The sequence below is a fragment of the Embleya sp. NBC_00896 genome (assembly GCF_045207785.1).
Lineage (GTDB): Bacteria > Actinomycetota > Actinomycetes > Streptomycetales > Streptomycetaceae > Embleya.
The window spans coordinates 368,070-390,488 of the sequence record NZ_CP108777.1; the positions used below are offsets into that span (position 1 = coordinate 368,070).

Annotated in this window: 19 protein-coding genes and 1 pseudogene; 6 read left to right on the forward strand and 14 right to left on the reverse strand. The window is 70.2% G+C overall.

What is annotated here, in order from left to right; all coding sequences use genetic code 11:
- Positions 1-284 precede the first annotated feature (284 nt).
- Positions 285-1,832 (reverse strand): FAD-dependent oxidoreductase, encoded by a 1,548-nt coding sequence (locus tag OG928_RS34880; protein WP_331766007.1) that lies wholly within the window; start codon positions 1,830-1,832, stop codon positions 285-287.
- Between the two features lie 477 nt (positions 1,833-2,309).
- A complete protein-coding gene (locus OG928_RS34885) occupies positions 2,310-4,556 on the reverse strand; it encodes an MMPL family transporter (RefSeq protein WP_331766008.1) in 2,247 nt (748 codons plus the stop codon).
- A gap of 320 nt (positions 4,557-4,876) precedes the next feature.
- Between OG928_RS34885 and OG928_RS34890 the strand changes: the two genes are divergently transcribed.
- Positions 4,877-5,638: a TetR/AcrR family transcriptional regulator gene (locus tag OG928_RS34890; RefSeq protein WP_331766009.1), complete on the forward strand. Its 762-nt coding sequence runs from the start codon at positions 4,877-4,879 to the stop codon at positions 5,636-5,638.
- 357 nt (positions 5,639-5,995) lie between these two features.
- Here OG928_RS34890 and OG928_RS34895 read toward each other — a convergent pair whose 3' ends face one another.
- Entirely contained in the window at positions 5,996-7,012 is a 1,017-nt protein-coding gene (locus tag OG928_RS34895; protein ID WP_331766010.1) for a hypothetical protein, read from the reverse strand.
- Between the two features lie 649 nt (positions 7,013-7,661).
- Between OG928_RS34895 and OG928_RS34900 the strand changes: the two genes are divergently transcribed.
- Positions 7,662-8,183 (forward strand): hypothetical protein, encoded by a 522-nt coding sequence (locus OG928_RS34900; RefSeq protein ID WP_331766011.1) that lies wholly within the window; start codon positions 7,662-7,664, stop codon positions 8,181-8,183.
- A gap of 744 nt (positions 8,184-8,927) precedes the next feature.
- Here the strand turns inward: OG928_RS34900 and OG928_RS34905 are convergent.
- Together OG928_RS34905 and OG928_RS34910 are read right to left on the reverse strand one after the other, a co-directional pair.
- Positions 8,928-10,304, reverse strand: coding sequence for a DUF4913 domain-containing protein (locus OG928_RS34905; protein ID WP_331766012.1), 1,377 nt, complete (start codon positions 10,302-10,304; stop codon positions 8,928-8,930).
- An 821-nt stretch (positions 10,305-11,125) separates the two neighbouring features.
- A complete protein-coding gene (locus OG928_RS34910) occupies positions 11,126-11,812 on the reverse strand; it encodes a hypothetical protein (protein ID WP_331766014.1) in 687 nt (228 codons plus the stop codon).
- A 1,775-nt stretch (positions 11,813-13,587) separates the two neighbouring features.
- On the opposite strand from OG928_RS34910, the gene OG928_RS34915 reads away from it, so the two are divergent.
- Positions 13,588-14,103, forward strand: coding sequence for a SigE family RNA polymerase sigma factor (locus tag OG928_RS34915; RefSeq protein ID WP_331766015.1), 516 nt, complete (start codon positions 13,588-13,590; stop codon positions 14,101-14,103).
- Positions 14,100-14,696 carry a hypothetical protein gene (locus tag OG928_RS34920; RefSeq protein ID WP_331766016.1) on the forward strand — a complete coding sequence of 199 codons (597 nt, stop codon included), beginning with the start codon at positions 14,100-14,102 and terminating at the stop codon, positions 14,694-14,696. Before OG928_RS34915 ends, OG928_RS34920 begins: the two co-directional genes overlap by 4 nt.
- Positions 14,697-14,971: 275 nt before the next feature.
- On the opposite strand, the pseudogene OG928_RS34925 reads toward OG928_RS34920, so the two are convergent.
- From OG928_RS34925 to OG928_RS34955, 7 genes and pseudogenes are all read right to left on the reverse strand, one after another.
- Positions 14,972-15,115, reverse strand: a pseudogene (locus tag OG928_RS34925) (FAD-dependent oxidoreductase); the annotation flags it as partial.
- Positions 15,099-15,293, reverse strand: a complete 195-nt coding sequence (locus OG928_RS34930; protein WP_331766017.1) for a hypothetical protein — start codon at positions 15,291-15,293, stop codon at positions 15,099-15,101. The pseudogene OG928_RS34925 and the gene OG928_RS34930, both read right to left, overlap by 17 nt.
- A gap of 398 nt (positions 15,294-15,691) precedes the next feature.
- A complete protein-coding gene (locus OG928_RS34935; RefSeq protein WP_331766018.1) occupies positions 15,692-16,615 on the reverse strand; it encodes a TauD/TfdA family dioxygenase in 924 nt (307 codons plus the stop codon).
- Positions 16,616-16,687: 72 nt separating this feature from the next.
- Positions 16,688-17,341 (reverse strand): MFS transporter, encoded by a 654-nt coding sequence (locus OG928_RS34940; RefSeq protein ID WP_331766019.1) that lies wholly within the window; start codon positions 17,339-17,341, stop codon positions 16,688-16,690.
- Positions 17,338-17,553: a hypothetical protein gene (locus OG928_RS34945; RefSeq protein WP_331766020.1), complete on the reverse strand. Its 216-nt coding sequence runs from the start codon at positions 17,551-17,553 to the stop codon at positions 17,338-17,340. Before OG928_RS34945 ends, OG928_RS34940 begins: the two co-directional genes overlap by 4 nt.
- A 242-nt stretch (positions 17,554-17,795) precedes the next feature.
- Positions 17,796-18,524: a helix-turn-helix domain-containing protein gene (locus tag OG928_RS34950; protein WP_331766021.1), complete on the reverse strand. Its 729-nt coding sequence runs from the start codon at positions 18,522-18,524 to the stop codon at positions 17,796-17,798.
- A gap of 280 nt (positions 18,525-18,804) precedes the next feature.
- On the reverse strand, positions 18,805-19,458 hold the full coding sequence (locus tag OG928_RS34955) for an endonuclease (protein WP_331766022.1): 654 nt from the start codon (positions 19,456-19,458) through the stop codon (positions 18,805-18,807).
- Between the two features lie 356 nt (positions 19,459-19,814).
- Between OG928_RS34955 and OG928_RS34960 the strand changes: the two genes are divergently transcribed.
- Positions 19,815-20,033: a hypothetical protein gene (locus OG928_RS34960; protein ID WP_331766023.1), complete on the forward strand. Its 219-nt coding sequence runs from the start codon at positions 19,815-19,817 to the stop codon at positions 20,031-20,033.
- Entirely contained in the window at positions 20,017-20,388 is a 372-nt protein-coding gene (locus OG928_RS34965; RefSeq protein ID WP_331766024.1) for a fic family toxin-antitoxin system, toxin component, read from the forward strand. The genes OG928_RS34960 and OG928_RS34965 overlap by 17 nt, the downstream gene beginning before the upstream one ends.
- A 300-nt stretch (positions 20,389-20,688) precedes the next feature.
- On the opposite strand, the gene OG928_RS34970 is transcribed toward OG928_RS34965, so the two are convergent.
- Both OG928_RS34970 and OG928_RS34975 read right to left on the reverse strand, forming a co-directional pair.
- On the reverse strand, positions 20,689-21,693 hold the full coding sequence (locus tag OG928_RS34970) for a MerR family transcriptional regulator (RefSeq protein WP_331766025.1): 1,005 nt from the start codon (positions 21,691-21,693) through the stop codon (positions 20,689-20,691).
- Complete coding sequence (locus OG928_RS34975) at positions 21,687-22,370, reverse strand: HEAT repeat domain-containing protein (RefSeq protein ID WP_331766026.1); 684 nt, start codon at positions 22,368-22,370, stop codon at positions 21,687-21,689. The genes OG928_RS34970 and OG928_RS34975 overlap by 7 nt, the downstream gene beginning before the upstream one ends.
- Positions 22,371-22,419 lie beyond the last annotated feature (49 nt).

A 22,419-nucleotide genomic window follows, 5' to 3' on the forward strand; every position in this document is an offset into this window, starting at 1 on the left:
CCTGCCGGTCGACCCGATTCCCCGGGGACGTCGGCACCGTGCTCGGGAGAACGAGGATCGAGCCTGAGATGGGCTCATCCACCCGGCGGTTGAGGGGAAATGCCCCGCGAGGCTGACGCGGCCGGAACCGGGACCGGACGCGGGTGGCGATCGGAATCCGGGGGTCGGTCGCAGCAAGAGCGTGTTTCGAACCCCTCGGCTCCGGCCAGTCAATCACGCGAGAACATGCCTGCCCGCTTCCACCGAAGCTGCTGTGGCGTGATCCGCGTCCGATTCACCGCGGCTCAGGCACGCGCCACCGACTGGGGGAACGAGAACACCTGGTCCGGGTCGTAGTGTTGCGACACCGCCTTCAGCCGAGTCAGGTTCCCGCCGTAGTAGGCGGTACCCCAGTCCGGCAGGCTCGCGTCGATGTAGTTGACGTACGCGCCCGTCGCGCCCAGCGCCCCGAGCCCGTCCCGGACCGCGTCCACCGCAGCCGTGGCCGCCGCCTTGCCGGCGGGTGTGGTGCTCGCGTAGATCTGCGCGCTGGCGAGCGCCGAGCGGTGTGGAAAGGCCGTCGCGTCGGGGGCGAGCTGCGAGACCGCGCCGCCCAGCGAGTCCAGCAGCAGGTCCATCCCGACGCGCCCGGCCATCAGCCGGACCACCTGCTGCCCGTCCAGCGGAGCGGTCAGCACCCGGGAGACGGCGACGAACGCCGATCGCGGCAGCCGCCCGCCCTCGAACGTCGGGTGGCACTGCGCGATGGTGTCGTTCGCGCACCCGGCCATGTACTTCATCGCGTCCAGATAGCTCTTGCCCTGCACGCTGCGCGAGCTCGGCTGCGTCGCGGCGGCGGCGATCAGCCGGTCCAGGAGCGGGTTCAGCCCGCTCTCCGGCCCGACGTAGCACCCGCCCACCCGACAGGTCGGCGGCGTGCCGCCGGAGACCACGCAGTTCGACCACAGTTCCGGCGGCGCGTCCGCGACCCACTGCTGCCAGGCCCCGACCACCGAGGCGGCCGAGCCGGTCGGGAAGCGCAGCGAGAAGACGGTGAGCGCGGGCGCCGGCTCGGTGCTGAAGGTGAACCGGGTGACCACGCCGAAGTTGCCGCCGCCCCCGCCGCGTAGCGCCCAGTACAGGTCCGGCTCGGAGCACTTGGAGACGGTGAGCACCCGCGAGTCGGCGGTGACCACCTCCGCCGAGACCAGTCGATCGCAGGTCAGTCCGTACTTGCGAGTCAGCACCCCGATCCCGCCGCCCAGGGTCAGCCCGCTGACCCCCACAGTCGGGCAGGAGCCGGCCGGCAGCAGTCGCCCGGCCTGCGCCAGCGCCGCGTAGACCTCGATCAGCCGGGCTCCCGCGCCGACCCGCACCGTCCCGTCGGACTGCACCTGGACCTGCGCCATCGGCCGCAGGTCCATCACCAGCCCGCCGTTTGGCACGCTGTACCCGAGGTAACTGTGCCCTCCGCTGCGCGCGGCGATCGGCACCCCGTGCCCACGAGCCGCGTCCAGGCAACTCTGCACATCCGCCGCAGAGGTGCACCGAGCCACCGCCGCCGGCAGCTGATCGTCATTCAGCTCGTTGTACCCGAGCCGGGCCACGCCGTACCCCTGGTCCTCCGGCAGCAGCAGCCGCCCCTCGAGCCGCGCCTTCAACGCCGACCAGTCCGGCGGCCCGGCCACGAACCCGGCCACCCGCTGCCCTGTTACGCCCCGCAACGGCCGCCCGCCGAACCCCGACAGTACCGGCGCTGCGCTCCGCGCCATCCCACCGGCGGCCGCCCCCGTCACCACCACCGCACCGCCGACCCCCAGAGCGGCCAGAAACGCCCGTCGATCGATCGTCATGTGCTCACATCTCCCGGCGACCCGTGCGCACCGCGTGTCGGCCACGCACCCCTGCATCGCTGCCATCCTTACCCGGGAGCCGGCCGATGGCGCGCCGGGCTGCGCCCATCGGTGGACGCGAGCTCGGACTCGGAGTCTGCGACCGCCCACCCCAGGAAGAATCATTCAACCGGCAGGCAGGTGGCGGAGGAGGGTTCGTCACCGAGCACCGGCGCTCGCCGATCACCGATGCCGACGAGGCCAATGGATCCCCGCCCCGAGAGCGGGGGCAACCAGCCAGGACCTTGCCGGTGATCGTGGAGACGGTGACGTCCGCGTATCCGGAGCGGGCGAGTGGGTCCGTGGCCTGGGCCGGTTCGCCCGGCATCAGGCTGTCCAGCCTGAAAGGGGCCTCGGATCGACCGCCACTCCACGGCTGTGCCCGCTTCCGGCGCAGCGGAGGCGGGCACAATGCGGGGGCGGATCGGTCTCGTGTGGTCAGATTCCCGCCGAGTTCTTCTCGTACGGCGTGCCGGCTACGGGCACCGGCGCGGCTGCGGCCGCGGGCGCGGGGCCGTTTTCGCTGAGGCCGAATCGCTCGTGGAACTTGCGCAGCCGGCGGGGCGCGTACCAGGCCGAGCAGCCGAGCAGGCGCATTGCGACAGGTACGAGTACGCCGCGTACGGCGATGGCGTCGATGAGGATGGCCAGCCCGGTGCCCAGGCCGAACATCTGCATGAAGCTGATCTCGGCCGTCCCGAAGGCGAAGAAGCTCACCGCCAGCAGGGCGGCGGCCGCGCTGACGATACGTCCTGTGTGCCCAAGGCCGTTGACCACGGCGGACTCGGCCCCCTCGCCCAGGTCGTGGAGTTCCTTGATCCGGCTGAGGACGAACACCTCGTAGTCCATCGAGAGGCCGAAGGCGATGCAGAACATCAGCACGGTCATCGAGGTGTCCATCGGCTGTGGTGTGAAGCCGAGCAGGGAGGCGAGGTGGCCGTCCTGGAAGATCCATGTCATGGCGCCCAGGGCCGCTCCCAGGCTGATCATGTTCAGGATCAGCGCGCGCAGCGGCTGCACGACGCTGCCGGTGAACAGGAAGAGGAGGAGGAAGGTGGTGAGGGCGACCAGGGCCACTGCGGCCGGGAGTCGGCCGGCGATGGAGTCGTTGGAGTCCACCAGTTCGGCGTCGGGTCCGGCCACCAGGGGGTGCGTCCCGGCAGGCGCCGGAACCGACCTCACCTCGGCGACCAGTCTCCGGGCATCGTCCGACTTCGGCGCCAGTGCGCTCACCACGTTGATCCGCTGGGCGTCGGGGCGACCCAGGACCGTGTTGCCGGGACCCGGCGCGGTGGAGCGTCCGTCGACGTAGGTTCCCGTGGAGGCCGCGACGCGAACGATGCCCTTGTGCCTGGAGAGTTCGGCCGCGTACGCGTCCAATGGGGCCTTGCTCACGGGCCCGTCGATGACGATGTGCAGGGCCGCGGCGTCGTTGCCGTCGAAGTTCTCCCGCAGCGCGGTCGCGACCTGTCGGCTCTGCGCGTCCTCGGGCAGCACCCGTTCGTCGGCCGTACCGAAGTTGATGCCCAGGAGCGGGCTCGCGGCCAGCAGCAGTACCGCGAGCACCGGTACCGCGGTGAGCGCGGGACGTCGCATGACCATGCCGGCCAGCCGTCCCCACGCGGGCACCCCGGCGTCGGGACGCCCGAGCTTCACCCACGGCAACCGTCCGCTGTTGACCCGGTGCCCCAGTACGGCGAGCAGAGCGGGCAGCACGAACACGGCGGCGACCGCGGCGACGAGGATGACACCGACCCCGGCGTAGGCGAACGAGCGAAGGAAGAACTGCGGGAACACCAGGAGCGACGCGAGCGCGGCGGCGACCGTGGCGGCGGAGAACGCGACCGTACGGCCCGCGGTGTTGACGGTGTGCCGGACGGCGTCGTGCACCTGGGCCCCCGACGCGAGTTGCTCCCGGAACCGGCTGATCATCAACAGGGCGTAGTCGATGCCCAGCCCGAGGCCCAAGGCCGTGGTCAGGTTGATCGCGAAGACGGAGACGTCGGTCATGTCGCCGAGGAGGGCGAGTTCGGCGAACGTGCCCACGACCGCGACGGTGGCGATGACCAGCGGCAGCAGAGCCGCGACCACGCTGCCGAAGACGATGAGGAGCAACACGAGGGTCAGCGGCACGGCGATGATCTCGGCCAGGAAGAGGTCTTTGGCTCCCTGCGTCGACAGTTCGTTGCCTACGGCGGTGGCCCCTCCGGCCCGGATGGTGAGCCCGTTCCCGTACTGTCCGGTGTAGGCGTCGATGATGCTCTTGACGTGCTCGCCCTGTTCCGTGTCGTCACCCTTGACATGGGCGAGCACGATGGCTTCGCGGCTGTCCTGGGAGCGCAGGTCGGGGCTGTTCGTGTCCCAGTACGAGATCACGTTCTCGAGGTTGTGTTCCTTCCTGAGGTCCGCCACCAGGGCTCGACCGCTCTGTTGGGCCGTGGGGCCGTCGACGCCGCCTTCGGGGGCGCGGACCAGCAGGACCAGATTCGTCTCCCCGCCGAACTTCTCGTCGATGACCCGCCCGGCACGGGTGGACTCGGAGGACGGGTCGTCGAAGCCGCCCCCGCTCAGCAGCTTGCCGAACGCGCCGGCGCCCACGGCGGCCATGAGGACCACGGCCAGGGCCGCGACCACGAGTACCCACCGAGACCGACGGACCGTCAGTTCGGCTATGCGTTCGAACACGCGCTGTCTCCTTTGAATTCACACGGTGAAATGACATGAAAAGGCCGAAGTGGACCTGAAGGTGGACCTGATGGAGGTGGGAAGTCGGGCGTTTGTGCCGACGCCGAAATGGGCTGGTGCCGATGGGGATCCGAAGCGCGCCGCGGCTGCGCCTCGCCCGTCGGAGGTGTGCGTACTCGGGGCGGACGCGATATCGCACTCCCCGTCACCGTGGACGAGGACGACGTTAGTGAGGCGCAAGAACTTTTGGCAGTGTTAGATTTTCCTCACAGGCTGCACTTTTCCGTGCAGTGCCGGAACCTTCGTCGTACGGTCGTCCCATGCACCCAGTCGAAGCCGCAACTGCCGCGCCCACCCTGCGCCAGCGGCGCCGGGCCGTCGCCGTCCAGGAGATCCTGAGCGCCGCCGAGTGCCACATCGTCGAACACGGACCTCACTCCCTGTCCCTGCGAGCCGTCGCCCGGAGCCTCGGAATGACCGTGCAGGCGCTCTACCACTACTTCCCGAGCCGGGACGACCTCGTCACGGCGCTCATCACCAAGGCGTACGACGACCTGGCCGACGCCGTACAGGCTGCGGTCGACACCGCGCACGACACGGCCGTGCCGCGCCTGGTGGTGGCAGCCGAGGGCTACCGCCGATGGGCCATCGACAATCCCGAACGGTTCCAGCTGATCTACGGAGCCCCGTTGCGCCACTACGAAGCGCCCGCCGACGGCCCCACCACGCAGGCGTTCCGCCGGATGAGCGCGATCTTCGAGCAGGAACTGTTCCGCGGGTTGACCACGGGGCAGTTGGACACCGCCGACACCCCGGCGCTCTCGTCCGCGCTCCGGGAACATCTGGCGAACCTGCCACCGGACGGTCTCGGAACCCTGCCACCCACCGGGACCGCTCTCATTCTGAGCGCGTGGGGACACATGCACGGCCTGGTCGCCCTGGAGGTATTCGGGCACACCGCGTTCATCGGTGCGCACCAGGCCGAGGTCTTCCGCATCGCGATGCACAACATGTTCGAGGACGTACACAACCGAATTCCGCTCGCCGGACCAGCCGTTGCCGCACCAAATCCCCGCACGTGAGCAACTCGGCGAGACACCCGCCCGCGGTGGCCCCAGGGACCGCACCGCGTACAGCCGGCCGGCCCCGCGATCGCCGCCGGACGCCACCACGATCACGTGGGGGACGAAGACCCGGCATCCGCCCCGGACACGGCGCAACGACGCGACCGGGACCCCGGAGCCGGCGAAGGCCGACGGCCGCTCAAGCCCGACTGCACTCGCAGCGACCGCCGTTGGTGGGCTTCCTCCCCCGTGAGCTCAAGGATCTCCAGGCCGAGCCCGCGCCGAACAGCGGACCCGGCCGTGGCTGCGGCGCTACGGGCTCCGCGCTCCGCGTCGGAATCGAGGGCACCATCAGCGAGTTCGTTCGCGGCCGGCCTATGAGCTCCCCGGACCGTCTCCGGGCCCGGACATCCGAAGACTCGAACCGGTGGATTTCGTCGGCCCCGCACCATTGACGTTCGCCGCGTGCGAAGGCCCGGTCGTTCCCGTGCGAACGAGTGGACTGGCCGTGAACCCTGCGGCCGCGACGCGGGCCGCCTCCGGTGTTTGCCGGGCGCCGCCCGGGACGTTTCCGTCCGGGACCTGAGGGGTGGTGTTGTTGGTCGGGGGACGGGCGGCTCGATTGTCGCGTTGGGTTTGCAGGGCCGCGAGTTCGACGTGTTCAAAGGCGCGCACTGCCCCCTTGTACTCTTGCGGCGACGTCACGGCCACAGTCCCTGCGCGAATTGCCGACTGAAGCTTGGTGATCGCATCCACCCGGGCCATCGTCGAACCCTGCATCGGGCCGCCGGGGAGTTCGCCGCCCAGCGCCGGAGGTGTCACACCCGCCTGGCCAGGGGCGAGCGCAGCAACCGGACGAGGAGATTCGACGGCCACACCCCCTCCTGCCGAGGTTTCTGTTGCGACCGGTTCCGCATTGGTCAGGGGGCGGGCGGCTCGATTGTCGCGTTCGGTTTGCAAGGCCGCGAGTTCGACGTGTTCAAAGGCGCGCACTGCCCCCTTGTACTCTTGCGGCGACGTCACGGCCACAGTCCCTGCGCGAATTGCCGACTGAAGCTTGGTGATCGCATCCACCCGGGCCATCGTCGAACCCTGCATCGGGCCGCCGGGGAGTTCGCCGCCCAGCGCCGGAGGTGTCACACCCGCCTGGCCAGGGGCGAGCGCAGCAACCGGACGAGGAGATTCGACGGCCACACCCCCTCCTGCCGAGGTTTCTGTTGCGACCGGTTCCGCATTGGTCAGGGGGCGGGCGGCTCGATTGTCGCGTTCGGTTTGCAAGGCCGCGAGTTCGACGTGTTCAAAGGCGCGCACTGCCCCCTTGTACTCTTGCGGCGACGTCACGGCCACAGTCCCTGCGCGAATTGCCGACTGAAGCTTGGTGATCGCATCCACCCGGGCCATCGTCGAACCCTGCATCGGGCCGCCGGGGAGTTCGCCGCCCAGCGCCGGAGGCGTCACACCCGCCTGGCCAGGGGCGAGCGCAGCAACCGGACGAGGAGATTCGACGGCCACCCCCTCCTGCCGAGGTTTCTGTTGCGACCGGTTCCGCATTGGGCAGGGGGCGGGCGGCTCGATTGTCGCGTTCGGTTTGCAAGGCCGCGAGTTCGACGTGTTCAAAGGCGCGCACTGCCCCCTTGTACTCTTGCGGCGACGTCACGGCCACAGTCCCTGCGCGAATTGCCGACTGAAGCTTGGTGATCGCATCCACCCGGGCCATCGTCGAACCCTGCATCGGGCCGCCGGGGAGTTCGCCGCCCAGCGCCGGAGGTGTCACACCCGCCTGGCCAGGGGCGAGCGCAGCAACCGGACGAGGAGATTCGACGGCCACACCCCCTCCTGCCGAGGTTTCTGTTGCGACCGGTTCCGCGTATGACTGCCTGGCAGGTCGCAGGTCGTGGTGTGAATGCGGTGAGCCGACCGTGACCAACAGCTCGCCGGTCACTGCGGAGCTGAACCGATGGGGCTCACGCGGGTTCCACAACACATCCGTAACGAGAACGGCTCCGAGTTCGCGTCTGCCGCTGAGGGGATAACTCCCGTAGTGCTGTTCGATCTCCCGCCTGACGTCGTCGTCGGAGCCGTAACCGAACCCCTGGCGGAGCCTCGACACGAGAACGTCCGTATAGACCCGCGGATCGTCGTGACGCAGCGGCGCTCTTTGTACGGTGTGGATGTATTCATGGCCCGCCGCAACGTCGAAGTCCGCCAGGTGCGGCAACCGGAAAGGTGCGGTCCCGGCCTGGACCATCTGGTGTCGTTTCGCCAACTGTTCCTGGCGGACGTCCGCCCCCAGGCGTTGCAGGTTGAAGAAGATGTGGCCGTCGGGCGTCGTCACGCCGGTGCGATTCGGATTCCGCGCCAAGCGCGGGTGTTCACTGAAGTCGCAGGCCGTGACGGATCGAAGGTTCGAACGTGGAAAGAAAGCGGCCGCGCGGAGCATGCCGCCGGTGATGTCTTGGGCGGAGTCGATGCCCAGCCGCTCACCACCCAGGTCTACCGCGACATCCCGCCCCACCGCTGTCCGCAGTCCGTCCCGAAGCAGACTCTGCGCCTCGGCCGGTGAATCCAGTGCCAGGAGCGCGGGGGCACCGGACGAGCGAACGGGTGGCCGCACCGCTGCGTCGAGCCAGGGATTCGAGGTCACGCGACGCCGCCGCCCGACCCTGGCATCGGCGCCGTCGAACATCGGCCGATGCCAAGGCGGATGCGCCGCTGACTCCGACTGTCGCCTTTGTGCCCGAAGGAGCGGCAGTGCACGATACCCGACCCTTCGAGCCTCACCTGAGCCATCAGAACCGTCCGGTCGGTATCCGTCCTCACTCGCGACAGGCGGTGGCGCAGTCGCGCGCGGACGTCCCGACACACTTCCGACACGTCCTGGATCATATTGTGCAGCCTGCGGAAGATTCGGCGCGAGAGCAACCGTGGTCGCCGGACGGCAGACCCTCCCCAGGTTGGTGGGCGCGGCCCCGCTCCTCGATCGTCACCTCGCATTCGCGCGCGACCGTGCCGGCCGGCAGCTGCGGCCGGCACGCGAACACGGAACAGCACCCACCTACCCACTCGCCGCCCGAATGGTAGAGAAATCCCACGTCGGCGAGCCCATCGGATGCCCTTGGTGCTGATCAGAGTTCGGACGGGACCCGGCCGACCAGCCGTATTCCGTCGATCGCCACCTGCGAACCGTGCCGGGTGTCGACCGCGAGGCAGGCCGGGCCGCGAGCCAAGCAGCCTGCCGAGCCTGAGCGCCGCCCAGCCTGCGCGCCTCGCGAGCCGTTCGCCGGATGCGGCGGCTGCGGTGACGGACTCACCCGGCGTCGTCCGCAAGCAGTGACGGTGGGATGAGCATGAGCGTGCCGCGCTCGTCGCACGTGAAGCCCGGCGGCGGCGGGTTGACCGGCATCTCGATGAGTGTGCCGTCGTGCCCCAGCGTGGCCGAGCAGCGCGAGAAGGGGCCGCTGTCGGGCGCGCGCAGACTCCTCAGATGCGGGTCGGCGCAGTACAGCAGCCAGTCGGATATCGAGCCGTCCGCATGATGGGCCTCGTAGGAGCGCCACAGGGCGGTGAAGCGGCTGAGTGCCTGGGCGTGTCTCCACCACTCCGGACACCATGCCCGCTCGGCGTCATCGGGCGCGGACTGGAAGACCGAGGCGATGTAGAGGACGACGAACTCCTCCGTGGACTCGAACACGAGGCGCCGAACGTCGGGCACGACGTCGGCGTCGGTCGCATCGGCGTTCACGCAAAAGGCGGGCAGCCGCAGGAGTTCGGGCGGCGCGGGCCGGGTCGGCATGGCAGCCGTCGCCTCGGTGTGCCCGTGCGTTGGGGAGCACCGGGAGAAAGTCCCCGAGACGGGGTCGCGCAGCTCGGCCAGGTGCAGATCGGCGTCGCGGTACCAGCGCTCCAGGCCGGCCCAGGGGTCCTCGGTGCCGCTCGCCTCGAACGCCTCCCACATGGCCGACAGGCGTACGACGGCCTCGGGATGCCGCCACCAGTCGGGGCACCAGGCGTGCACGTCACGCGACGGGTCGATCGGGAAGATCGGTGCGATGTAACCGGAGACGAACGCCTCCAACGACGGGAAGACCCGCGCCGGGGGAAAGACGTGATGGTTTGAGACACTGCCCGACGCGTAGGGCTTCGCCGGGCGGTTCGCATCCTGATCGGCGGTCTCGCGGTCGGCGCCGGCGGTGTGTGCTGCGGCCGCCCGGCGGGCGGAGACGCTGAGCGGATGGTCGGGGCCGAGCACGCGTTCGGTGTCCGCGGCCAGTCGGAGGTGTTCGTCGCGTATCAGGGCGCGGGACTTCCGTTCCGCGTCGGCCATGTCCCTGGCCACGTCGGCGCGGGCCTTCCGCTCCGCGGCGGCCATCGCCGCGGCCACGTGCGTCGAGCCGGCGGCGCGCACGCGCAGGGTCAACTCGTGGTCACGGCCCAGGACGCGGGAGGCGTCCTGGGCGACCTCCCGCAGCAGCTCCCAGCAGAGCAGCACGTCGCCGGCCTCCGCGACGGTCTGCGCACGGATCAGCCGTACGGCGAGGGTGTCGACCGTGTGACCGCCCGCATCCGCGGCCCACTGCGAGGCGAGTTCCGCCAGGCGCTCCATGCGCGGCGCCGCGGACGCGGCACCGCACGCCTCGACCGCGGCCCGCGCTTTCGCGGTGAGCATGTCCTCGACGCCGTACACGTGTCCTCCCGCCTGCCGTTCGCCATTTGCTGCGCGCGGGTGCGCCCGCGCGCAACCATGAGAGCACACGGTGCGCGCCACCCGGCCCGGTCCGCGCGTATTGGACACCGACACCCGCGGCACCTGGCACCTGGCACCTGGCACCTGGCACTGGACTGCGGCGGGCCCGCGGGACGGCTAGGTGCGGTCGAGGAGACCGAAGATCCGGAGGGCGACCACACGGCTGTTCGATCGCGCCGTAGGGTCGCCCGCATGACGGAACCGAGTATCCGACAAGAGACCTCGATCGGCGCGATTCCTGCCCGGCTCGCGTCCGCCACACGCGCGACGCGTCCTGCCGCGTGGCGCCGGTCGGCCACGGTCGACGACATCGCCTTGGGTGGATACCTGGTGGCGCAGGCACTCACCGAAATCCGGTCCCTGGCCGACAGCTCCACGCGACCCGTGGCCCCCGCTTCGGACGAACTCTCGGACGAACCCTCGGACAAAGAAGTCTTCAGCCGGATCCGGTTCCTGGCCAACCTCTGCGACAACGTGCCGTCATGCACCGAGGACGTCATCCGGATCCGAGCCCTCGCCTACGCCACCGGCCGGCGAGAGGCAGCTTCGGACGGGGGCACGAACGACGAGGTCCTGAGCCGAATCCGCTCCCTGGCCCCGCATTCGCCTGCTATCGACCTCACGAGTGTCCGGCGGCACGTTCTTGAACCTGCCTCTGGCACTGGGCCCCGGCGGCCGGCGAACCACACGTTCCCAAAGAACCCGCAGGCCGGCCATCCGGGGCAGCTCGAAGTCGAGTACTCACGGCCGGTCTTGGCGGGTCAGATGCGCGGGGTGGGGGTGTAGCGGCAGCCTGCTGTCTTCGCCTTGATGACTTGGACGCCGTCATGCGGTGCGAAGTCCTGTTTGCAGTTCAAGAAGGGCAGGCCGGTCGCCTTGAGCTTCTGCTCGGCCGTGGTCTTCGTCTGGGCGTTGGCGGTTCCGACGATGTCGACGGTGAATCCCATGCCGACCCGCTCGCTGGAGTAGATGTCCTTGTCCTTGTGGAGCGCCTCCAGCGTGGTGTTGTCCCCGTCGATGAGCAGGAACTCCACCGAGAACTGCTGCCCGCCGTACCAGCACAGGGCCTTCTGCTTCCCCCCGCGAACCTTGTCTGCCGTGTCGAGTTCCGTGTCCCGTCCGGTCGTCACCAGGCGCTCGCAGGGACCGAGGGCCGGTTTCAGCAGCGCGGCGATCTCCTCGAACGAGCGCGCCGCGGGCAGTCCGGCTTCTGCCTTGCCCGGCTGGGATTTGCTGCCGCTGTCGGTTTCTGCCTTGCCCGGCTGCGATGTGCTGCCGCTGTCGGCCTCGGCCCCGCCGACTGCCGCCCCGCCGGCCGCCGGCCCGGTCGCGTCCGGCTCGTCGTCGCCGCCCGCGCAGCTCGTCGCCAGCAAGGCGGCGACAGCCAGGACAACAAGATTCGGAAACTTCACGAAACTCCCTTCGTCGGGCAGGCAGATCTGCCTCACGGCGCAGCAGCCTACGCAGATCCGTGCCCCGCCGGGTACGAGTCGCGCACTCTGTCCTGGTGCCCGGGATTTCGAGCGCCTGCGGGCCTTGCGCACTTGCCCGGAACACCGGTGCCGGAGTGGGCCGATGACAGACACACCACGACACGACACGACCGAGGGGATTGTGACCGGAGCACACGCACGTCGCCGGGCCGGGCGGGGTTGGATTGGTGTTCTCTCCACACGGACACCCATAGGCTGCACGTCGAACAGGGTGCACATCACGCCCCGACCGGCGCGAACACGGTTGCGCGAACCGTCAGTTCCGAGCACGACGGGCCGCGCGACGAGGCAGACGCCTCACGCGGCGGGGCGAACGATGGGCCCGCCACCCGCCGTTGGCCGACCCTGCGGTTTCCCGGTCGCCTGTTCGCATCGAACACATCGGCGTCGCCCTCGGACGCGGCGCGTCGGCGCGAGGGTCAGCGCTGTCCCATCCGCCGGACGGCGGCGGCGCGGCCCGTAGTCGGGCCGTGCGCTCGTGGGCCTCGACGTCGGCCGGGCGGTGGCCGTCCGGGTCGTCGAGCGCGACGGGGAGTGGTGCGGGCGTGTGGTGGCCCGGGCGTGACGAGGATTCCGAAATCGGCCGGACCTGCTCTTCGTTCCCACTCGTACGGACGTGAGTTCGGGCTGCCGGATCCGACCGACAACTCGACGAACTCGGCATCGTGCCGAACACGGCGGCGGGCGAGAGCAGGGGGAGAGGGCTACGCGGCCCCGCCGCATGCCGCCGGCACAGGAGGATCGGCCTTCCCCTCGATCACCGGCGTTCGACGGTGTCTGCTCAGCTCCCGCCACCACCTCCACAGCCCCCACCGCCACCGCCACCGCACGAACTCCCGCCCCCGCTGCCGCACGAGGAGCCACCGTCACCGCCGCCGCACGAGGACCCGCCACCCCAGTAGCCGCCCCCGCGCCGGTCACCGCCCGGTCGGTTTCGTTCGGCCAGGGAGACCACGACGCCGATGAACACGATGACGATCACTGCCAGAAATCCCACAAAGAATGTCATGACCTCGGTGTCGCCCGTCCGGGCAGCGTCGTAACCGAAAACCCGACAATCGACGGAGTTCCCTCGATTCTCCTTCACTGACGCTCTGTCAAAAACCTTAGTCGGGAACACTGTTCCCGGGCTATGCGGTGGCCGGGTGGCCCGAAGCGGCGCCCGGCCCCGGACGCGATCGACACCCCGGACCGGCGGGGTCCGACCGTGCCGGTAGCCGTCGCCGACGCCGGCTACCGGAAGATCGGCGAGTTCCGCCACGAACGCGACCTGCACGGGCACGACTCCCCTTCGCAAATCACCCACACGACGGACCTCCAAGATCGGAACCGGGAACAGCACTCCGCAGCTCGTACGCTCGAAAGACAATCCGAGTCGAGGCCGCGAAGCTGCGCGATGCCTGGCCCGAGAAAGCCGCCACCCGGCCGTGGCTTCCAAGCCGCGTCTCCGGTCGGACGCCGCGTACACCGAGGACGACCGGGCCCCGGAACCCCACCGACCCTCCCCCACGGATCAGCGGTGGATCGTAATCGCCTCCCCGGCACGTCCCTGCCCAATCAGCAGGGCGGGCCAGGTCGATGCGGGCGTGGCCGGCGGAGCCGGTGCGAGCGTGGAGCACGGCATTCGCCTCAGGACCGAGGAAATGGTTCGCCGTTCCGACAGAACCTCGGCATCGCGGATCTCGTCTGATCGATGACGGATGGTACCGAGACGGTGGCGGAGGATATGCGTGGACAACGAGGCGGAACGGGAATTCGAGCAATTCGTGCAGGCGAACGCGCGTCGATTGCTGCACGCGGCGACGTTGCTCACGGGTGATCGGGGCCGGGGCGAGGACTTGGTGCAGAACACGCTGGCGCGGACCTATCTGCGTTGGCCTCGGATCCGACACGACGACCCGATCACCTACGTACGCCGGGGCCTGGTCAACGGGCATCGCGACTGGTGGCGCCGAAAGCCCTCACACGAACAACCGCTGGCATACCCGCCCGATCGCCCGGCACCCGGCGATCCGGCGACCGAACTCGTACGCCGGGACGCGGTGGTGCGCGCACTCACCGACCTCACCAAGCGCGAGCGCGCGGTAGTCGTACTGCGCTACTACGAAGACCTGACCGAGGCCGAGATCGCCGAGGTGCTCGGTGTGGCGGTCGGCACGGTCAAGAGCACAGCCAATCGCGCCCTCCGCAAACTCCGCGTCTCCCCGCAACTCGCCCCCACGGACCTGACGGAGGCCACCTCGTGACCACGACCGACGAACTGCGCACGGCCCTGACCCGGGACACGGTGGACGACCGCGTGCTGATCGGCCTCGCCGACGCCGCGCGGGGCCGTGCCGTACGCATCCGCCGCCGACGCCTGATCGGCACGGCCACCGCGGGCGTGCTGCTCGCGGCAGCCGCGTTCCTGGCGGCCGTCGACCCGTTCCCGGACGCCGGTCTCGGCGGTCCGGCATCCCCGGCCCGGCCCGCCGCCACGCAGGTCGGCACGATCAGCTTCTCCAACCTCGGCAACCACACGTACCCGATCACGCGCACCATCGAATCCGACACCGTCTCCCGAGGTCACTTCGCCTTGGCCCCGCTCCCGGGCGCCCCCACCGACGACGACGCCGTCATCGGTGGCCCCGAGATCGCCACCCTGGCCGTCGGCGACATCGTCACCATCGACATCGGCGGTGCCCGCTATCGCTACCGTGTCGACCAGACCTTCACCGTCACAGCCGAAATGCCCTCCAAGGCGCCCGCCCCCGCCAAAACCCTGACGCTGTGGACGAGCACCCCCGCGCTGCCCCACAGCACCCAATCAGTCGCCTTCGCCACCCCGATCGACCGATAGCGTGTCGACGCCACGCGCACCGACGAACGCGCCGCGCGGGCCACCCGCCCCTGCCCCGCCCCCGCGCACCGCCCTCGAGACGGGTCGCTGTTCCCACGACCGCGCCGAGCACCAAGGCGCCGCGTTCCGTGGCCTCGGCCGGCACTTCCAGGACGTCGCGGCGGGCTTGGTGCCCGGTGTCGTGCTCACGGGTCAGCCCGAAGTCGTCGCCGACAAACAGAATGACGACCTTCTCCCGCCGGCCGGCATGGCGCCACCCCGGCGGGAACCCGAGGGCGATGGCCGCTGTGCACCGCGCCGCCGGGCACCTCCCGGGCCTCCAGCACCTCGACCCGCCATCCCTGATCCGCGAGGACGTTGGCGGCCACGAGTCCGTTCGGACCGGCCCCTACTACGACCGCGTCAGCCTCGTCGGTCATCGGTTTCCTTCGGGTCGGCGGCCGGTGTCGGGCGCCGGCGCGCGTGCGCGGCTTCCGACGATTCCTCGGCGACGCGGGCGAGGTTGCGTAGCATCTTGCGGTTGCGCACGTGCAGGATGGCCTCGCCCGGTGGTCCGTGCAGACGGGCGGCCGGCCCGCGTAGCGGATGCTCGTCCACCAGGACCAGGGTGTCGGTGTCCCACGGCAGCAGTTCGATGTGCGGGGTTCGCCTTGATCAACTGCTGTCGTCGTGCCATGCGCGGCGACTCCCCGCACCCGGCCGCCCGTACCCGAACCCGCGATCGATCGCGCCCTGCCCCGAGCCGCGGGGTGCGCGACGGGCGGCCCCGGCGGAGCCGCCCGAAGGCCCCAATGTCGGCAGCCGGTGTCACGGTTTCGCCCCTGGGCCGGATTCTCACCGCCCCGGGTGTGTACGTTCCCCAGTCCGGCAGCTTCCTTCCGGCCGAGGCGATCCGCCGCCAAGGCATTCGCGAGGGCACCGGTGTCCCGAACATGTGCACCGGCAGCGGACAGGCTGTAAGGAGGGTCGGCTCCAGGGTGGTTACGCGTACGGGCTCAGAACGGTCGGTCGCCGAGGATGGTCACGCGTTCCATGATTCGCTCGTGCGGGTAGTAGTCCGCGCTCGCGTAGTGCTGCGTGGCGCGGTTGTCCCAGAACGCGACCGTGCCGGGGCGCCAGCGCAGGCGGCACTGATACTCCGGGTGCCGGGCCTGGTCGTACAGGAACGCCAGCAGCTCGCGGCTCTCGTCGTCCGGCAGACCCTCGATGTGCTGGGTGAAGATGCGGTTGACATAGATGAGCCGGCGGCCGGTCTCCGGGTGCGTGCGGACGACGGGGTGGGAGACGGCCGGGTACTTCTCCTGCTGCCGGGCCAGTTCCTCGGGTCCGAGGGCGCTGCCGAAGGTCCGGGTGAAGTCGTGTACGGCCATCAGCCCGTCGAGCCGTGCCTTCGTCGCCTCCGGCAACCCGTCGTACGCCGCTCCCATGTCCGACCACAGCGTGTCCCCGCCGACCGCGGGGACACGCACGGCGCGCAGGATCGAGCCCATCGGGGGCGTGGTCTCGAACGACGCGTCCGAGTGCCACACGTTCTCGACCGCGGGCGAGTCGGCGCCTCGGGAGAGCCGGACGACCTCGGCGATGCCGTCCGCCTTGGGAAGGAAGGGATGGACCTCCGGAGTGCCCCACAGCCGGGCGAGGTTTCGGTGCCCGCTTGCGGTGAGGTCCTGGTCGCGGAAGAACAGGACCTTCCATTCGAGCAGGGCCCGGTGCAACTCGGCGTGCAGCTCCGGGGCGAGCGGCCCGGCCAGATCGACGCCGGCGATCTCCGCGCCGACCGTCGGGCTGCACGGCGCCAGTTCGAACAGCTCGTACGGCGCGGTCGGCCGGTAGTCGCCGGTGGGGCAGAGTTCGCGCACCGGTACGGCGGACAGGCCGTTGTCGAACACCGGCCGCGTGGTGGCGGGGGTAGTGGTCACTGCGGGAACCTCCGAAATGAGTGGGAGAGCGGGGCGTTGAGTTTGAGTGGAACTGGAACGGTGCGCGCGAGATCACGCGCCGGTTGTGGCGCCGCCGGTGGCCGGACGGCGGCCGTGTCGCATCAGCACGGCCACCAGGACGCCGAACAGGCCGACGACCGCCGCGGTCGCGAAGGCGTGCTGATAGGCGGCGTCCGCATAGAGGATCTGACTGGTGCGCGGATCGGTACGGGCGATGTCCCGCGCCATCACGGCGCCGAGGATGGTCGCCGCCGCGGCGGCTCCAAGTTGGTTCGCGACCGGCAGCATGCCGGTGCCGACGGCGCTCTGGCGTACCGGCACGGCGTCGACGACGAGGTTGGGGCCCGCCGCGTAGAACAGGCCCATGCCCGCGCCGAACACCGCGGCGATCAGCAGGATTTGCCCCCGTTGTCCGGGGAGCGACGACGCGGCCGTCAGCGCGCCGACGAGGAGGCAGCCTGCGGCGATCAGGACCGGACGGGCCCCGCGCGCCCGCGCCGCGACGCCGCCCAGCGGACCGAACGCCATGGTGAGGAGCCCCTGCGGGAAGGGCCACAGCGCGACGCCGGTCGCGGTGAGGCCGGCCCCGTAGTGAACAGCGCGCCGAGTCCGAGCAGGGCCCGGCGCTTGCCGTACATGTCGGCGAGCTTGCCGATGAGCGGGATGCTCACCACGGCGCTGAGGCTGACGACGGTCAGTGCTCACGCGATGTGCGGTGTGTGGAAGTCCGCGGTCATGTAGCGCAACGACGGGTAGACCAGGGTCAGTTCCATGGGGGCGAGTTCGGACATCAGCACGATGGCGGCGAGGGCCGCGGCGAGCCGGGCCCGGCCGTACGAGGGTGCGGGCTGCGCTGGGCCGACCGGAACATCGCCTTCCGGTTCCGGTGCGGAGGTCGGGGATGCGCTGAGGGCCACAAGGGCCTCCTTCGACGGCATGGCGCCGGGCAGGGCAGGGCGGCGCGTCCGCCCTGGCAAGGGCGGCGGGCGCGCGGCAATCACCTGCCGGCGGTTCTGTTCCGGCGGCTCAGGGGGAAACGCGGTAGCGGTAGCGGATTTCTTTTCGGGATTCCGGTCGACGGGCGGCGAATTCAGGCGAATTCAGAGAGGTCGCCGGGGGCGCCGAGGGGTCACCGGGGGGGCGCCGGCGGGTCGCCGGTTTACGGGGACTCTTTGGAGTGTGGGATATCCGGAAGGTTTTCGGATGCGGCGAGGGCCAGGGTTTCCGGGCGGCACGGCGCGGTGAGGATGCCCACGCCGGCGTCCACGAGGTCGGCGACGTACAGCGCGGTCGAGCCCGGGGTGTGGTCGGGGTCGACGACGCTCTGGCGCTGCTCCCGTTCGGCGAGCGCGCGCGTCGCGAAACCGGCGAAGTGCTGCCAGCGCCGGTGGGCGAGCCCGTCGGGGAGGGTGGCGGCGGACAGGTCCAGGGCGCGCGCGTTCAGCTCTTTCAGTCCGGTGGTCCATGGGCTCTGCCCAAGGTCGCCGAGCCCGAGCGTGACGACACCGAGGTGCACGGTGTACGCGGCCTGCACGCAGAACCGCAGGTACCAGCTGCCCCCGGAGGGGCTGTCCCGCAGTTCGTCGAGCAACTCGGCGAGGGGCAGCACGAACGCCTCGGCGAGCGCGTACGGATCCTTCGCTCGCCCCTGCCGGTCGAACAGTCCGATCAGTTCGATGCGGCGCGCGTTGATCGGGACCATCCGATGCTCGAAGATCGCGTCGACCAGGCCCTGTTGCGAGCCGAAGTGGTACTTCACGGCATTCGTGTTGCGCCCGCCGGCCACTGCGGCGATTTCCCGCGCCGAGACGGCGTTGATCCCCCGCTCGGCGAACAGGCGCTCCGCCGTTGTCATCAGGCCCAGCCGCGTGGCCGTCGCACTCTCCATGTCGCGGACGTTAACGCAGGTGCGTTAATCATTCAAGAGATCGGCGACGTCCAGGCCGGCCATTTCCACGACGCCACCGCCCACGAGATCACCGTGCCCGCCCCACCGGCCTGCCGCCGTGTGCCCGCGCGTTACGGCGAGCGACCGGCCATGAGGCGCACGGCGCGAGGCGCGACCACGCCCGCCCGGTGACGGACATCCGGTCACGGACATCCGGTCCGGGGTCGCGCGGGTCGCGGGTCGCGGGTCGCGGGTCGCGCGGATCATGGGGTCGCGCGGGTCATGGGGCGGCCTTCACCCGGTCCGCGAGTTCCTTGTCCAGATCCACTCTCACCAGCGCCGCCGCAAAGCGCGCCAAATCGTCGCCACCGACCAGCTCGGCCAGGGCGGCGGGCGATTTCGGCAGGCCGACGCGGCCCGCGCCGTCGAGCGCCTTCTCGTCGAGGACCGGGCGCAGGAACGGCCAGATCCCTTGGGCCTCGCGGCAAAAGATGCGGGCGCCGGCCGGGCCGATGCCGGGGAACGCCTGGAGGAGCTCCTCGACGCGGTCACGGTGCATGTCCGCGTCGCGAGCGAGGTGGCGCAGGTCGCCGCCGTAGCGTGCGCGGACGAGGTCGGCGCACTCGCCGAGCCGGGTCGCGGTGCCCTCGTCGTAGCGCACATAATGTGCCCGCCCGAGAGCGTCCACCCGCTGCTGCCAGGTCAGGTCGGCCATGCGTTCGGGCGTCCCACCGCCCGCGTCGAACAGTTCGCGCGCGGCGTGGACGGCGATCGACGCCTTGATCCGCGTGGCCGTCAGGTTGCTCAGCACCAGCAACTGCCACAGCGGTGCGGGCGTGTCCGCGAGGCGGATGCCGGCCTCGTCGGCGTACGTGGTCCCCGCCTCGGCCAGCAGAGCCTTCACCCGTCGGTCCTTGGTGTCGGTCGTACCCATGATCCGCCTCCCACTTCCGGCTACCCGACGGCACACGATCGAACCGGGCGCCGTGTATGGCGCGGGGTCTCCTGGATGGTGCCCGTGCGGCCGGTCACGCGACGAGCGGTCGCCACGCGGGACTCCCCCGAGCGGGCGCGCTCCTTGTCCACCGAGCAGGGCACCGGACCGACCCTCGCCCGGGGCTCCTCACATCCGACGCGCAAGCGACCGCGGAGCCAGGGCCCGCGAACCCAACCAGCCGAATCCGACATCCGATATCCGACATCCGGTCCGTCAAGCAAGCCGACGGTCGTCCTCGAGCCGGTTCCGTCGATGCCACGACAACGCTGCTAGCATTTGCTAGCATCCGGTCCATGGCGAAGACGCAGCTCAACGTGCGCCTGGACGAGGACGCGGTGAACGCCGCGCGCCAGGCCGCCGAGACACGACACATGACCCTGCAGCAATACATCGAACACCTCGTGCGCAGCGACACCGACCCGTTGCGCGCGGCGTTCGTGGCATCCGCACACGATGTGATCACGGAGTACGGCGATCTCATCGAGGAGCGCGCGCGTGCACCTCGCGGTTGACCTGACCTGGATCCTGGAGATCGCGCGTCTGGCGGGCGAACACGATCCCTCCCCCGACGACTTCGGGGTACCCCTGGCCGCCGTCGAGCGTCACAAGGCGATCCTGTTCGACCGTGACGTCTACGACGGCGTCCACACCCGCGCCGCCGCCCTCGCGCACACCCTGGGGCGCCTGAACTGGCTTGAGCACTCCAACATGACGGTCGCCGTCGCGGCCGCCGTCGCCTACCTCCAAGCCTCCGGCAGGCCGGTCAAGCCCGGACCCGAGGGCATCAGCCGGCTCGTCGACGAGCTGCGCCGGGACGAGTGCAGTGCCCAAACCGTCGCCGCCCTCCTGCGCTCCTGGCCCACCTGACCACCGGCGTCCGACGGCCTGTGTCGGGTCGGGTCGGGTCGAGTCGAGTCGGGTCGCGGTCGGGATCAGGTGCGTCATTTCCTCGCCGCCCTCGTTCCCAGGGGCTCGGCCCGCGAGGCGTCGGCGGACGCCGGTGTCGACGGTGTCTGTCGTGGACACCTCGGTCACCGGCATCGACACGCCCCGCGAGGCACGGCTCGCCTGTCGGCCGATCCCGACGAGACCACCGACCACACGCGCTGCCGGTTCGGGCCCCCTCCGCCCCGCGAGCCTCGTGCGGGGTAACCGAGGAGAGATCTGCTACCGCGCGTCGCGGAGCTGAAGAAGGTATGCGGCAGTCAGCGCAACAGCACGGTCCTCGTCATGCGACAGCTCCACGAGGGCACGTGATGCCGTCGTCCCCGGAATGTCCGCCAGTGCCTGGGTCAGCCGCCCGCGTGCAGGTGCCTTGGTGGTGTCGTCGGCAAGGCGGTCGACGAGACTGGTCGCGATCTGATCCGCCGTCGCGGTGTCGCTCGCCAGCACGCTCAGTGCATCGGCCGCATCGGTGTCGTGCCTTCCCTCCACGATCATGTCGATGAGCGCCGGGACCGCATCGGCCACACCACATGTACCGAGCGCCAAAGCCGCATACCCGCAGACCACGGCGTCGGGGTTGGCAAGGGCATCCCGCAGCTGCGCGGTAGCTTCATCACCAGGCATCTCGACGAGGGCCTGAACGGCACGTTCCCGCACCGCGGCCACTGGTGAGCCGAGGCCCTCCGCCAGCAGCGCCGGGGCGCCGTCGTCCGATCGCGCAAGCGCCCATCGCAGGGCCCCTGCGACGCTCGGCTCCGTCTCGCTGAGTGCCGCCTCGACCAGAGCCTCCACCGGCACCGGCACCTCGTTGCCCGAGAAGAGGACCGCGCGCTGACGCGCGTCGGCGCTCTTCGACCCCAGTGCCTGGAGGAGCGCAACGACCTGGAGCACGTCCTCCCAGCCGACGGGGTCCGCGGCATGGATCCGGCGGAGCTGCGTGAGCAGTTCGGTCTCGGCCGCGATGCGGTCGCGCGTCTGACGGATGAGGTCGCCGACGAGCATCGAAGGCGTGAAACCGGGATCGTCGAGCGCGCGCCCGATCTCACGCAGCGACAGGCCCAGCGACCGCAGGCTCTCGATGTGGAAGATCCGCCGAATGTCCTCCGCGGAGTACTCCCGATAGCCGGATCCCGTACGACCCGAAGGCCGCACCAGGCCGAGGGATTCGTAGTGCCGGAGCATGCGGGCACTGACCCCGGACCGTCTCGACACCTCACCGATCAGCACAGTTCTTTATCGTCCGTCTTGGGGGCCCCGGTGAGGGCCGCGACGCGCTTGGCCTCCTCGATCGCCAACTCGAATCCGGCGTCCGGGTCGCGCAGCAGCCTTTGTGTTGCGAGCGCGTGCGCACGCACATGCGGGTCGGAGACCGTCGTCGCGGCATGCAGAGCCGGCACGATCACTTCACCCAGCGCGACCAGCGCCTGGCTCAGACTCAGCTGTATCTCCTGCTCACCGCGTCCGAGCTGCGTTGCCAGTACCGTGGCCAAGGCGGACTCCTCGCCTCCCGGCACGAGCACGACCGCGGCCCGCCAAGCGCTCCTCGCCACCTCGTCGTCGGCATCGGACAACAGTGCCCGTGTGATCGCCGGCCACGCCTGCCGGTCCCCGATCTTGGACAGCGTGTGCAGCGCCTGGCTGCGTGCCTGCGCACGCTCCGAGCGGACTTCGCGGAGCAGCTCGGGGAGCGTCAGGGACACCGGGTGGCGAGTGAGCGCCCAGGTCAGCATGTCTCGGACGAAGAACTCGGGCTCGACCGCGCATCGCTCGACGAGCTTGTCGACGAAGCACGGGTCAGGCACCGTACCGACCGCCAGAGCAGCCCGCAGTCGCACAGACGAACGGCTGTCCTCCAGCCCCTTGAGCGCTCGTAGCGCATCCGTGTCCTGTCTCGTCATGGTCATCGGGACCACCTCCTTGGGAAGCAGTGAAGACCTTGTCACCGTGTCAAGG